This window comes from Roseibium sp. MB-4 (assembly GCF_053005265.1).
Genome location: NZ_JBRKQB010000001.1, coordinates 295,625 through 309,447 on the forward strand (window position 1 = coordinate 295,625; position 13,823 = coordinate 309,447).

Annotated in this window: 10 protein-coding genes; 5 read left to right on the forward strand and 5 right to left on the reverse strand. The window is 55.2% G+C overall.

Annotated features, from left to right (window positions below; genetic code table 11):
• Nucleotides 1–151 precede the first annotated feature (151 nt).
• Nucleotides 152–1,219, forward strand: coding sequence for a metal-dependent hydrolase (locus ACVDG4_RS01510; RefSeq protein WP_447233764.1), 1,068 nt, complete (start codon nt 152–154; stop codon nt 1,217–1,219).
• Nucleotides 1,220–1,236: 17 nt separating this feature from the next.
• Here ACVDG4_RS01510 and ACVDG4_RS01515 read toward each other — a convergent pair whose 3' ends face one another.
• Nucleotides 1,237–1,719, reverse strand: a complete 483-nt coding sequence (locus ACVDG4_RS01515; RefSeq protein ID WP_447233765.1) for an Mpo1 family 2-hydroxy fatty acid dioxygenase — start codon at nt 1,717–1,719, stop codon at nt 1,237–1,239.
• A gap of 259 nt (nt 1,720–1,978) precedes the next feature.
• Here ACVDG4_RS01515 and amt point away from each other — a divergent pair, with 259 nt between their 5' ends.
• On the forward strand, nt 1,979–5,173 hold the full coding sequence (gene amt / locus ACVDG4_RS01520) for an ammonium transporter (protein WP_447233766.1): 3,195 nt from the start codon (nt 1,979–1,981) through the stop codon (nt 5,171–5,173).
• 68 nt (nt 5,174–5,241) lie between these two features.
• Here the strand turns inward: amt and ACVDG4_RS01525 are convergent, their stop codons facing one another.
• Entirely contained in the window at nt 5,242–6,162 is a 921-nt protein-coding gene (locus tag ACVDG4_RS01525; protein ID WP_447233767.1) for a hypothetical protein, read from the reverse strand.
• Nucleotides 6,163–6,569: 407 nt separating this feature from the next.
• On the opposite strand from ACVDG4_RS01525, the gene ACVDG4_RS01530 reads away from it, so the two are divergent.
• Together ACVDG4_RS01530 and ACVDG4_RS01535 are read left to right on the forward strand one after the other, a co-directional pair.
• The gene (locus ACVDG4_RS01530) at nt 6,570–7,106 is read left to right on the forward strand and encodes a PAS domain-containing protein (RefSeq protein ID WP_428524954.1); all 537 of its coding nucleotides are present in this window, start codon (nt 6,570–6,572) and stop codon (nt 7,104–7,106) included.
• Between the two features lie 57 nt (nt 7,107–7,163).
• Entirely contained in the window at nt 7,164–8,324 is a 1,161-nt protein-coding gene (locus tag ACVDG4_RS01535; RefSeq protein WP_447233768.1) for a methyl-accepting chemotaxis protein, read from the forward strand.
• Nucleotides 8,325–8,390: 66 nt separating this feature from the next.
• On the opposite strand, the gene ACVDG4_RS01540 is transcribed toward ACVDG4_RS01535, so the two are convergent.
• From ACVDG4_RS01540 to ACVDG4_RS01550, 3 genes are all read right to left on the reverse strand, one after another.
• The gene (locus ACVDG4_RS01540) at nt 8,391–8,798 is read right to left on the reverse strand and encodes a nuclear transport factor 2-like protein (protein WP_447233769.1); all 408 of its coding nucleotides are present in this window, start codon (nt 8,796–8,798) and stop codon (nt 8,391–8,393) included.
• A gap of 90 nt (nt 8,799–8,888) precedes the next feature.
• Complete coding sequence (locus ACVDG4_RS01545) at nt 8,889–11,069, reverse strand: anthranilate synthase component I (RefSeq protein WP_447233770.1); 2,181 nt, start codon at nt 11,067–11,069, stop codon at nt 8,889–8,891.
• Between the two features lie 330 nt (nt 11,070–11,399).
• Nucleotides 11,400–12,152: a substrate-binding periplasmic protein gene (locus tag ACVDG4_RS01550; protein ID WP_447233771.1), complete on the reverse strand. Its 753-nt coding sequence runs from the start codon at nt 12,150–12,152 to the stop codon at nt 11,400–11,402.
• 253 nt (nt 12,153–12,405) lie between these two features.
• Between ACVDG4_RS01550 and sthA the strand changes: the two genes are divergently transcribed.
• Nucleotides 12,406–13,806: a Si-specific NAD(P)(+) transhydrogenase gene (sthA, locus tag ACVDG4_RS01555; RefSeq protein ID WP_447233772.1), complete on the forward strand. Its 1,401-nt coding sequence runs from the start codon at nt 12,406–12,408 to the stop codon at nt 13,804–13,806.
• Nucleotides 13,807–13,823: the final 17 nt, after the last annotated feature.

Sequence of the window (13,823 nt, forward strand, 5' to 3'; positions counted from 1 at the left end):
GTCCTTAGCAACGATACAATCATTTGCCAGACCACAGTGTGCGCCCAACGTGATCTTTTGTGCGATGTGCTACGTACTTCTTGCATCGGCAAACTATTGACCCACTTATGGTAAAACCACCAACGACCGCTTAGGCCACCCGGACCCCTTCATGGATTCAATCACCCAATTCGTACTGGGCGCAGCTGTTTCAACGGCGTGTCTTGGCAAGAAAATCGGTCCAAGGAAAGCAGCGCTTGTTGGTGGTCTATTAGGCACCGTTCCGGACTTGGATGTTCTCATCCCGTTCGCCGACCCAGTCGACAGCTTTGTCTATCACCGTGGATGGACGCACTCCGTGTTTGTTCATGCGCTTGCTGCACCGGTTTTCGGAGAGTTGCTCGTTCGCCTCTTTAAGGGCTTGAGAGACCATCGCTGGCTGACCTACCTGACGGTTTATCTGTGTTTCGCGACCCATGCGATGATTGATGCAATGACGGTCTACGGAACACGCATTTTCTGGCCGATCTATCCAGATCCTGTGGGTGTAGGATCGGTGTTCATCATCGATCCGATCTACTCGCTGCCGCTCCTGTTTGTCGTGGTTTGGGCGTTTTTCAAAAGCGACTGGACACAGAGATTTGGGCGGTGGGTCGGCGGCGTTTTGGTTGCGACCAGCGCGTACATGCTGTTGTCGGTCGGAATTCAAGCCTATGTCGAGCAAAGAGCGGAGCAGATCTTCGCCAGCCAGGGAGAGGTTCCCGAAAAGATCTTCGCAATCGCAGCGCCGTTTAATATTGCGCTTTGGAAAGTGATCGGTCTCGATGAAGACCGCTATCAAAACCTTTACCTGTCGCTCTTTGACGGGGATCAGGAACCGGAGATTTACACTCATTCGCGCCATCCTGAACTCGTTGCCTGCGTTCAAAACTCGGACGCTTATCAAAAGCTCGATTGGTTCAGTCGCGGATTCAATCGCGCGGAACTCGTGGACGGCAAGGTGGTCATCTCGGACTTGCGGATGGGTCTGACACCTGGTTATGCGTTCCGATTTGCCGTTGGTGAACAAACGGATGGTGGCATTGTTCCGATGATGCCGGAGCGGGACTTGTCTCTGCGCCGTGCCGACAGCGAAGACTTCGCCTGGCTTGGCGAGCGTTTGAGAGGGCGGCCTGCTATACGTGCAGCCGAAGCGTCAGAGATGCCGGCTGTTACGCAGCCTTCCGAGCGCTCGTGCTAGCCTGAAACGCATTCACGTCAGTATTTGATTCCGGCCTTGCGATACACAAAATGCAGGAGCCACGCCGGTCCGATCAGCAGGAACTGAATGTCCTTGAAAAAGGACGGTTTCTTGCCTTCGATCTTGTGTCCGATGAATTGCCCGATCCATGCGACTACGAACACAGCCAGCGCTGTTTGCCAGAGCGGCAGCGGTAGGCCGTAGCTGGCATTGATGGCGGAGCAAATTGCCCCGATAACGGCCATGCCAAAGGCAAGTGGAACGGAGAGGGTTAGGTAGTAGAGCGTCGCCAGCAAGATCACCAACGTCGACCAGTTGAGAAGCGGCACTGCAATGAACCATGACGGAACCGGCAAACTCCAGAGCAATGCGGTGACAGTCCAGACGATCACGGGAACACAAATCCAGTGAATGAACTTGTTGGTCGCGTTCTGGTGGCTTTCGCCATACTCCGCCAACAAACTGTCAATCCGGCGATTGTTCGCTGCCTGTGTCGCCATGCGCTCCTCCCGTATGCTCATGCATAATTCTTATATTGAACATATGTTCAATTAAAATCAACCATTGACTTGTGCTGGTTCGACACTCCTCTACGACCGCGAAGGTGATGAATTTCTTGGAATAAGAAATTCAGCAGCCAAGTAATTGCATGAAAGTTGAGCAGAGTGCTGAACTTGTCGGCATCGGCAATATTTGCAAGGCATAATTAATAAATTGCGCGGGATCATGCCGCCCATTCAGGTTTCTTGGGCGGTTGCAATGCGTAAGCTTCGGGTTCAGTTCGAAACTCTTGTTTGGTGTGGAGTTTTTTTCTTTTCGGGTATGTTGCTGCCTGCGCAGGCAGCTTCGGAGAGTTTGCAGCAGCGCCTTGATATGGTCTGGGTGCTGGTTGCTGCAGGGCTGGTTCTTCTGATGCAGCTCGGATTCATGCTGCTTGAAGCGGGCATGGTCCGGTCAAAGAACTCCATCAACGTTGCGCAGAAAAATCTTCTGGATCTTGCTGTTTGCGTGATCATTTTTGCCGTGTTCGGATTTGCAGTGGCGTTTGGGGCAGGCGGCACATGGTTTGCCGGCTACGATGATCGGTTGTTTTTGCTGTCGGACGTTACGCCTTGGGCTCTGACCGTGTTCGCCTTCCAGGTCATGTTCTGCGGGACGGCGGCGACAATCATTTCCGGCGCAGTTGCCGAACGCATGCGGCTTCAGGCCTATGTCTGGTGCACGGTCTTAACCGCAGCCGTCATCTACCCGGTCTTTGCCCGTTGGGCGTGGGGCGGCGTGTTGTTCCCGGACGCCGAAGCTTTCCTTGCTGATCGCGGATTTGTAGATTTTGCAGGGTCAACGGTTGTCCACGGGACCGGCGCCTGGATTGCATTGGCCGCATGTATCATCCTCGGTCCCCGGATCGGACGGTTTGACGCCGAGGGCCGACCTTATCGTATTCAGGGTCACAGCTCTGTTCTGGCGACAACCGGTGCTGTCGCTCTCTTCGTCGGCTGGCTCGGATTCAATGGCGGTTCAACATTGGCTGCCAGCTGGGATGTGCCCAAGATCTTCGCCAACACCGTCTTGGCGGCCGCAGCCGGAACTGCCGCTGGGTATTTGGCCGGCAAGTATCGGGATGGCGTGGTTTTACCGGAAAACTCTATTTCTGGGCTTCTCGGCGGGCTCGTTGCAGTAACTGCAGGGTGCCATATTCTGACGCCCGGCGGTGCGCTCTTGGTTGGAGCTGCCGGGGGGGCAACAGCGCTCTTCGGAGCGCTTATTCTCGAACGGTATTTCAGGCTGGATGATCCCGTCGGCGCGATCAGCGTTCACGGATTTGCCGGTGTAATTGGAACGCTTGGCCTGGCCGTTTTGGCGCCTGCAGAGGCATTGCCGCTCGGTGCGCGCGTGCCTCAGCTTCTGGTTCAACTCCAAGGCATCTTGACCAACTTCTTCTGGTGTTTTGGTGTGAGCATCCTGTTCCTTGCGGTGTTGAACAAATGCAGCCCGCTGCGTTTGTCGCAGCAGGCTGAAGACATCGGTCTAAATGAGGCTGAGCATGGGACACGCCTCGGGATCGGACATGTTGAGGATGCGCTCGACAGCCTGATTGCTGGAAAGGCCGATCTTTCCATGCGCCTTCAGGTGTCCAAAGGCGAAGATTCTGAGCGCCTAACCCGGTTGTTCAACGCGCTTATGGATACTGTCCAAAGTCAGGAACAGGCCCAGTCCCGGGTCGCTGATGCAAAACGGACCCAGGAAGAAGCAGAGCGTCTGTCTGCGCTCGCAAATGCCACCTTCGATGCGATTGTGATTTCGGTCGATGGGCGCATCCTGGACGGCAACAAAACCTTTGAAGAGCTCGTCGGGTATTCGATTTCCGAGCTAGAAATGCGCGGTCTTTATGAGTTTGTGGAGACCGATGTTGCCGGAACTCTGGAAGATCATCTGATCAAGGCGGAGAAGGAGCCGCGCGAGGTCGTATTCGTCAACCGCGCTGGCGAACGGGTGCCGGTTGAGATCCGGACCCGCGTGATCGCCTACCGGGGTGTTCCAACCCGTGTGTCAGCCCTTGTTGATTTGCGTGAGCGGAAAAAGGCGGAAGCGCAGATCCTTCATCTCGCGCAGCATGATCCCCTGACTGATCTTCCAAACAGGGCCGTCTTCAATGCCGAACTTCAGCAGACACTGCGCCGCTGTGAAAAGAACGGGCAGGGCGCCGCGCTGCTGCTTGTTGATCTGGACAAGTTTAAAGACATCAATGATCTGCATGGTCATCCTGCCGGAGATGCGGTCATTCGTGTCACGGCTGAGCGTCTTTTGAACGCTTGCCGGGGCAGTGACACTGTGGCGCGTTTGGGCGGGGATGAATTCGCCATTATCCAGACGTCGATTTCATTCGCCAATCAGGCGGAAGACATGGCGCACCGTCTGGTTGCCATTCTGTCTGAGCCGGTCAATTGCGGACACGGGCTAATTGTGAAGCCAGGGGCCAGCATTGGGGTTGCCATGATCGCGGCAGGTCAAAGCGAGGAGCAGGTTGTTTCGAATGCCGATATTGCCCTCTACAATGCCAAAAGCGCTGGACGGCAGACATATTGCCTGTTCCGAAAGGGCATGGGGGCTGAGGTGCGGCAGCGCCGTGAAATGGAAAAGGATTTGAATGCGGCTCTCGCTGGTGACCAATTCGAGCTCTATTTTCAGCCGCGCCTGAACCTCACCACGGGGAATATCGTTTCCTATGAAGCGTTGATCCGCTGGAACCATCCGGACCATGGGCTTGTCAGCCCAGTTGAGTTTATTCCGGTTGCGGAAAACTCAGGCCAGATCATCGGGATCGGTAAGTTCGTGCTTGAGCGGGCGCTTGCAGTTGCAGCACAGGAGATCCCCACAGGCAACATCAGTTTGAATGTCAGTCCGGTTCAGTTTCGGGACAAAGATTTCATTGAGGATGTTGCAAGGGCCATTCTGGTGTCTGGGATTCCGGCCCACCGGATTGAACTTGAAATCACCGAAAACACTCTGATCGAGGATGATGCACGGGCACTTTCCATTCTGACGAAACTGAAGGATATCGGCGTAAAGATCGCCCTGGATGATTTTGGGGTTGGGTATTCCTCACTCAGTTATCTCAGCCGCTTCCCCTTCGACTGTATCAAGATCGACCGGTCCTTTGTGTTGGAAGCGCAGCAGAACTACAACGCATTGGCGATTATCGAAGCTGTCGTAAGGCTGGGCAAGGCGCTTAACATGCGGATCGTTGCCGAAGGCTTAGAGGACACTGAAAACCTCTGCCTGCTGGCAGCTCAGGGGTGCCATGAAGTGCAAGGGTATTTGATTGGCAAACCTGTTCCAGTCGACAAGCTGGTCCGGGTTGCACCCAAGGCTGTTTTGGCGGCGTTGGATCGGATCAGGTTTGCCGCTGAACTCGGCAGTGACGATATCCCGCCTGCAGAATTGGCCAGTTGATCCAATCCAAATCGTAAAAGCACTGATTGTTCTGAAGGGATGCCTGTCTGGATTAATGGCTTGAAACGTCAGTTCGCTTCGTTTTCTGGCAAAGGAGGCACTGCGATTGTGCTCAATATGCCAGCCGGATCATGGATCTCAGGAACCTGCGTGCAGTCTTTTTCGTTGGTTTGACTGTCCGACTGCTTTTCTCTCAAGGCGACGCATATCGGGATCGCGGCTTGCCGGGTGCCGGCGGAAGCGGCCCTGATCACGTCGGCAAGTGTTCCCTCAGTGGCTGATAGAGACGCTGCCAGATGTTTGGCGAAAAGGGCGATCGTCCGGTCAGCGGAATAGTTTGCCATTTGTCCGGCTCCGGCAGAAGTCACCAGCGCCTCGGGACGGGCATCCAGATTTGTCGCATGTGTTTCCAAAAGGTCCGGATCGATCGTGTCCGAGTTGCTGGTATCCAGGATCAAGATCACCTGGCCAACCGGGACGGTATGGAGCATGGCTGCAAATGCGGGGGCGGAGATCCATGTCCCTGTTTCAATCGCAAGCTCTGTGCTTTCCGGTTTTTCGTCCGCCCAAAGTTGCAGTATTTGACGGTTCGGTAAGCCGGCCTCAGCGGCCGCATTGGAGATTGACGGTATGTTGGCGTAGATGATGAGCCGGTCGTCTGGTCCTAGTGTGTTGGCGAGTGCCGTGACGGTTTTCTTGAGGCTGTCTGCGGAGGCACCCTCATTTAACATCAAGTGAAGCCGCGCTTCGGAGAGACCAAACCGTTCTGAAAATGCCTTCAGAACGGTTTGAACACTGTTCCGGCAAACCTCTACCGATTGTGTCCGCCATGGCGGGCAAATCCCGATACCCAGAACCATGTCGGCGGCTTGGGGTGCTTGTGCAAATGCAGGCTTTGAAAGTGGTCGCTCCAATACAGCAAGACCAATTCCGCAGATCAGTGTTAGCAGCAGGCCTAATTGAGCGCCAGTCCTCTTGAATACCGTCACCGCTGTTCCCCGGCGTATCAGCCACTGTGTTCATGCGTCAGCTGTGCGCAATATGTACGCAGCGTCCAGAGTCTATGTGCACATTATCGCGAAACCCGTTTGCGCAAAACCTGCATTGGAAAAATTATGCATTTTATTTACCTGGAAAATACTGAACGTTTTACGCGAGTTATCCCGCAAGGGAAGTTTCAGTATCCTGGATTCCAAGGGAAATGGCGTTTGGTTTTTAGAATTTGTTCTGGTCATCTGAATGATCCAGAGTATCGACAATTTTTACACTGCTTGTTGCTGAATAGAGGCAATTGTGACCGCCTCATTTATTCAAAATTAATTTTAGTCGGGAGATACTCAGAGCCAGTTTTTTCAGACTGCTGACAAGGTCAGCACGTAGCAGCTGGGGTTTTCCGGTGCCAAAAAATGCCTTCCTAACGGGACGCGAGCGAACGTTTCACAGAGACGATGTCATCGTCAGCAAAACGGACCTCAAGGGCCGCATAACCTACGCCAATCGGGTTTTTCTGGACGTTGCCGGTTACACGGAAAAAGAAGTTCTGGGGCAGCCTCATAGCCTGATCCGCCATCCTGAAATGCCTCGATGTGTATTCAAGCTGTTGTGGTCCACACTCGAAGCCGGTCAGGAGATCTTTGCCTACGTTGTAAACCGTTGCAAGAATGGCGATCACTACTGGGTTTACGCCCATGTGACCCCGAGTTTTGACGCGTCTGGCAAAATCATCAGCTATCATTCCAACCGGCGCGTTCCTGACATGGCAATCGTGAACGAGCACATCATTCCGCTCTACAAGATGCTTCTTGAAGAAGAAAAGCGTCATGCAAGCCGTAAGGATGGCATGCTGGCCAGCGAGCAGATGGTGTTGGGGCTGCTTGAGCAGCATGGGATCGCTTACGACGAGTTTGTCGCGACACTGGGTAAGGCGGCTTAATCACCGGAGCAGCCTTCAGGCAGGCGTCCGGCTAGGAATAGGTTTGGGAATAGGCAGATGATCGGTGGATTGAGCAAGGCGTCACTGCGCAAGGCGACCAAGGTGTGCAAGGCGGTAGCTGCGGGTGATTTCGAAGCCCGTATCACCGGAATTACCGAAACCGGAGAGGCGGCAGAACTTATGCATGCCATCAATCTCCTGATCGACCGCACCGACGCCTACTTGCGTGAATCGAAAGCCTGCCTCGATTATGTCGGGCGCAATCAGCATTTCCGCATGATCTCTGAAACCGGCATGGTTGGCGGGTTCGCAAGTGCCGCCAACAGCATCAACAAGGCGACCGTTGCGATTAAGGAAAAGCACGACGCCTTCTGCGATCTTGCTGAACAGTTCGAAACCCGGCTCAAGGACGTGGTCGAGACTGTTACGCATTCCGTTCAGGAGCTGAACACTGTTTCAACGGGGGTTGCTGCGGCCAGCGCGACTGTCAACGAACAGTCCACCGTGGTTGCTTCAGCGGCAGAGCAGACTTCGGCGAACATGCAAAGCGTGTCGTCGGCAACGGAAGAACTTGCCAGCTCGGTAAAAGAAATCAATCGCCAAGTTTACTCCGCGTCGGAAACGGCAGAAGGGGCTGTTTCCAAATCCGAGACCATGAATCGTGAAATTGGCAGCCTTGCGAAGATGTCTTCGGACATTGGCGAAGTTGTTCAGTTGATTACAGATATTGCTGCGCAGACAAATCTTCTGGCGTTGAACGCGACGATTGAGGCGGCAAGGGCCGGCGAGCATGGGCGTGGGTTTGCGATCGTTGCTCAAGAAGTCAAGGCGCTCGCTGGTCAGACAGCGGAAGCAACGCAGACGATCAACGGCCAGATTTCCGGTCTGCAGGGGGCAACAAAGAACGCCGTAGCGGCCAGTGAAGAGATCAGCCTTGCCATTGATCAGGTCAACAAGGTTTCAACGGCCATTGCGTCGTCGGTCGAGGAGCAGGCCGCGGCCACGGGCGAAATCGCTCAGAACATTGACGAAGTCGCCTCTGGTGTTGCTGAAGTCAGCAGCAGCATTGCAAACGTTCGGGCGGCCACGGCGGAAAGCAAGCAGATCAGCGATCGCGTTCTTGTGGAAGCCGAAACCCTTAACGCTCAGGAAGTCCAGCTGCGTTCGCTGCGCGAGGATATGCGTCACTTCCTGGCAACCGCCACCAAGGTTGGATAAACCAGGTTGGCTCTGCGAAGCAATCGGTTTGCGGACGTGACGCGCAGCTGAGGCTCCCGCCAGGTTTTAGGCTGATTTCGCAGCTTCGAGTTCTGCCATCATCAAAGCCCGAACTTTCTCCAGGGCCTTAAGAGGCCGGAGCATGACCTTGAACTCAGTGATTTGGCCAGCTTCGTTGAACGTCATCATATCGACGCCGTTGATGTGAATTCCGTCGATCTCTGTCTCAAACTCCAGCACGGCATCCTGTCCTTGCTCGAGAATCCGGCAGTATTTGAACTTTCCCTCCTTCAAAAGCACCGTAAACGCGCTCGCAAGATAGAGGAAGGTCAGCTGTTTTCCCTTTTGCGGAGTGTGCATGACGGGGCTGTAGAAGACACAATCGTCCGCAAGGATCTTGTTGAGGACCTTGTATTTGTCTGCCCCCTCAAGGCCGCTGAGCCAGAGGGAGAGGTGATCGGAATACTGGGTCATGGATCCTCCCGTAAAACAAAAAGCTGCAGGATGGTATCTTGCAGCTTTTGAGTGGTGAATCCGTGACGCTACGACAGCTGAGCAAAAAACTCAGGCGCTCTCGGCGAGCTGTCTGCTCTGGACCAGACGGGTCACGACGTTTTCTATGATCTTGTGCCCGGCATCCTGATCCAGCGACATGATGGATTCTGGATGGAATTGAACTGCGGCGATCGCTTCTTTCTGATGTTCGATTGCCATCACGACACCATCTTCTGTTTCCGCCGTTACCCGGATGTCGCCGGGCAGTGTGTCCCGTTTGGCGAAAAGTGAGTGATAGCGGCCGACGATCACAGGGGCGTGCAGGCCATCGAAGACGAGTGAGTTGCCCAACAACGAGATCGGTGAGGGTTTGCCGTGCATCGGCACGTCCAGCTGGCCGAGTTCAGCGCCGAAATACTCCGACAGCGCCTGGAGGCCGAGACAAACGCCGAAGATCGGCAGGCTTCGCGCCCGCGCGCGTCCAATCGTGGCTGCACAATCAAAGTCTTTCGGGTTGCCGGGGCCGGGAGACAGGACCACGAGGTCCGGGTTCACATCGTGAAACACATGATCTGCGACCGGGGTCCGATAAGTGACAACCTCGGCACCTGTCTGGCGGAAGTAGTTTGCCAGCGTGTGCACGAAACTGTCTTCGTGGTCGACCAGGAGGACTTTCAAGCCCTTGCCGGGGTTATTAATGTCGCCAGCGGCCGTTGTCTTGGTCGCAAGACCAGCTTCGCGAACAGCTGCGCGCATCGCTTCCGCTTTGAGTTCGGTTTCCGCTTCTTCGTCCTCGGGAATGCTGTCATAGAGCAAAGTCGCGCCCGCCCGAATTTGGGCAACACCGTCCTTGATACGAACCGTGCGCAGGGTGAGGCCAGTGTTCATATCGCCATTGAAAAGCACTGCGCCAATCGCTCCGCCATACCAGGCGCGCGGTGACTTCTCGTGATCCTCAATGAACTGCATGGCCCAGCGTTTTGGCGCACCGGTGACGGTCACAGCCCAGGTATGCGAGAGGAATGCGTCCAGGGCATCCATGTCCTCGCGCAACGTGCCTTCGATGTGGTCGACTGTGTGGATGAGGCGCGAATACATCTCGATCTGACGGCGCCCGATCACCTTGACGGATCCGGGGACGCAGACGCGGCTCTTGTCATTGCGGTCGACGTCGGAACACATCGTCAGTTCCGCTTCATCCTTGGCCGAATTCAAAAGCTTTCGGATCTGGGCTTCGTCTTCAATCGCGTTCTTGCCGCGCCGGATGGTGCCTGAAATCGGACACGTCTCAACCCGGCGGCCACCGGTGACCCGGACATACATCTCCGGCGATGCGCCGACGAGATACTCGTCATTGCCAAGGTTGAAAAAGAAGGAGTAGGGCGAGGGGTTGATCTGTGCGAGACGCCGGGACACCGCTGAGGGCGGGTTCGGGCAGGACTCATAAAACACCTGTCCCGGCACGGTTTCGAAGAGATCCCCACGGCGGAAATAGTCCTTCGCCTCTTCGACAAGGCGTGCGTATTCGCCCGGTTCATGGTCTCCGCGGCCTGGATCCTGGTTCGAAGGGGTGTACTGACGCTTTTCGCCGGTGCGCTCAAGGCCTTTTGTGCTGCGGCCGTTGACGACAAAATCGTATTCCAGAACATAGGCACGTTTGCCGTGGTGGTCGACGATGAGAATTTCGTCGGGCAGGAACAGAACAACATCCCGCTGGTCGTTTGGCCGGTCGCGTTTCAAATCGATCGGTTCGAACTGAAACGCGACATCATAGCCAAAAGCGCCATAGAGGCCGAGCTGAGCGTCATTGCAGGCAAACAGGTCTTTCAGAGCCCGCACGATCGAGAAAGTTGACGGCTGACGGGAGCGCTCTTCTTCTTGGAAAACGCGATCTGGTTTTTTGACCGTCAGGTCGATGCGCTCGTCGGTCTCTGCAAAGTGCTCGACATCTTCATGGGTTTTAAGGGCCTTGGAGATCGCGGGCATCAATATCTTGCCGCGGTCGTTCAATGCACGGATTTCAACGGTCCGGTCTGCTGCCTCCATGACGAGAGGCGGATTGACCAGCGCCATGTCCCAACGGGTGTACCGGCCGGGATACTCGTAGGACGAGGCAAGAACGGCCCCACGCTCCGCGTCCAGCCGGTCGATCCATTCCGATGTCCCTGTTTCGTAATCGGAAGGGCGGGAGCTGCGCAGGATAGTGATCCCGCTCTCGGTTACGAAACTCTGGTCTGCCAGTTGCGGCATGGTATGTCCCCGTCTTTTTTGGCCTTTGACCGGAACCCGGACGGCCCAATAAAGCACCAAGGCCGCCAGCGGGTTCCCGCGGCGGCCTTGGTTGAAACTTGTCGATCTTGTCAGAGCATGAGAGATCGCTGGCCGCCTATATCGCGCCGCGCCACCACCAAGCTGCTTTCAAGGTTGTCATCATGCCAATACCGTTAGAGGATGGCGCCGGCAATGGCAATGAAAAAGTGCCATTCCAAGGATTGCTGGAGGAAACGCCATCAGACCGCGCTCCCTGATAAGCTGGGCTCAGGTAGCGCAAGACGAGAGGTTTGGCAGGAGTGGCCGCGTTCAGTTCGGCACTTTAGAAGAATGGCCTTGCGAGGTCGGCACGATCCAGTCCCGCAGGCCGTACCGCTGCAGGATCTGCGAAAGTTCGCCGGAATTGCGAAGCCGGTGCATGCCTTCCGACAGTGCTTTTGCTATCTCGTGCGAATTGGCATGAGCGGGCGTAAGCGCAATGAACAAATCGTCTTGCGTGAAGGTTTTCTCAAGCCTGAAACGGTCAGCCAGTCCCATCTCCTCCGCCTTGTATGAAAACGTGTTGATGTCCTCCAGCATATAATCGAGACGTCCAGCAGCTAGGGTTCTTATGTTTTGTTCCAGCGCGTTGTTGCCGCCGGTCCGGACAACTTCAGAATAGCGATTGACGGATGCCTCGATTTCCTCGCCGTATCCATAGTCGATGATCAACCCGGCTCGCTTGTCTTTCAAAGAACTCGGCCCGTCATAGCGCCATGGATCATCTTTAGCGACGAACATGCCAATCGTGTATCGGCCTTGCGCTTCGCTGGGGAACACAAAACCAGTGGCCTCTTCGGGGGTGCCGGCAAAGACGCCGTCAAACCGGCCTTGCCGGGCAAACAGAAGGGCTCTTGCCCAGGTTATCTGTTGATAGCGCACCTCGTAGCCAAGCGGTTCCAGAATTCGACTGGCAATTTCCACCATGTAGCCTGGGCGCTCACTGCCGGGTTCACAGTTGACCGGGCACCATTCGTCTGCGGCGAATGTGAGTGTCTGTGCGAATGCAGAAGCATTCAACATCAACAACATAAGGATGAAATGGCAGGCCAATTTAGCCCGCCGCAGGCGTAGCACGTGCGTCCTCGAGTCAGTTTCTAACGCGTGGCAACAGTTTATTTGAGGTCGCGTGATAAATCCAGCAACCGGACTTGAGCGGAGTTACCACCGGGCAACGGGTTGACCTTGGGCGAAGGATCATGTTTGTGCGGTGCGACATAGAATGTAGTGCGGTTTTTGGACGGATTCGCATTCGCAAGAGGTATGTGAGGGGCACATGGATCATTTTGATCTGATCGTTATCGGGAGCGGACCCGCGGGGCGCCGGGCGGCTATTCAAGCTGCGAAATTCGGATACGAGGTTCTTGTTGTCGAAAGGGGCCGCCGGGTTGGTGGTGTCTCGGTCCACACCGGAACAATCCCGTCCAAGACCTTGCGGGAAACCGTGCTGAATCTCACCGGTTGGCGAGAACGCGGCTTCTATGGCCGGTCTTACCGCGTGAAACAAGACATCTCGGCGGGTGACCTCAGAGCACGCCTTCATATGACGCTTGATCACGAAGTCGAAGTTCTCGAGCTGCAATTTGCCCGAAACAAAGTGTCAACGGTGTACGGCGAAGCGCGCTTCGTATCGCCCGAGAAAATTGAGGTCAAGAGCGAAGAAGGCGAGGTGAAGCTCTTCTCCGCTGACAAGTTCATTCTTGCGGTCGGAACCAAGCCGTTCCGGCCTGACTATGTGCCATTTGACGGAGAATTCGTCCTCGACAGTGACGAATTACTGGAGTTGAACCAATTGCCCCGCTCGATCGCTGTGATCGGGGCCGGTGTCATCGGAGTGGAGTACGCTTCGATTTTTTCCGCGCTCGATGTGGCCGTGACACTGGTCGAGCCTCGAGACACCATGCTTGATTTTCTTGATCACGAGCTTGTCAGCGATTTCACGCACCAGCTTCGGGATCGCGGTATCGCGATGCGGTTTGGCTCGAAAGTGAAAAGCATCGAAAAACACGGTCCGGGGGAATGCGAAATCTTTCTTGAAGGCGGCCGGAGCGTGCGGTCCCACGTGATCCTCTTTGCAGCTGGCCGGATGGGCGCGACACCATCGCTCAATCTCGAGGCGTGCGGACTTGAGGTCGATCATCGCGGTCGCTTGAAGGTGGATCCAGTTACCTTTCAGACAAGCGTGCCGCACATTTATGCGGCTGGCGATGTCATCGGGTTCCCAAGTCTTGCCTCCACCTCGATGGAACAGGGGCGGATTGCTGCCTGTCAGGCGCTGGGTGAAAGAGCGTACGATCCTCCGGAGTATTTTCCCTACGGGATTTATGCCGTTCCGGAGATATCGACTGTTGGCATGACCGAGGAGGAAATAAAGGAACGCGGCATTCCTTATGAATGCGGGATCGCCCGGTTCCGGGAGACCTCAAGGGGGCAGATCATGGGCTTGGATACCGGCATGCTGAAAATGATTTTCTCATTGAAAACCAGACGCTTGCTGGGGTGTCACATTGTCGGGGAGGGGGCAACTGAGCTTGTTCACATTGGCCAGGCTGTTTTGAATCTGAAGGGCACCCTGGAGTATTTTGTCGAAAACACGTTCAACTATCCGACATTGGCAGAAGCCTACAAGATTGCTGCCCTGGACGCCTGGAACAGAATGGGTCCCTTGAAAAACTGATATTCCAAGGTTTGGCT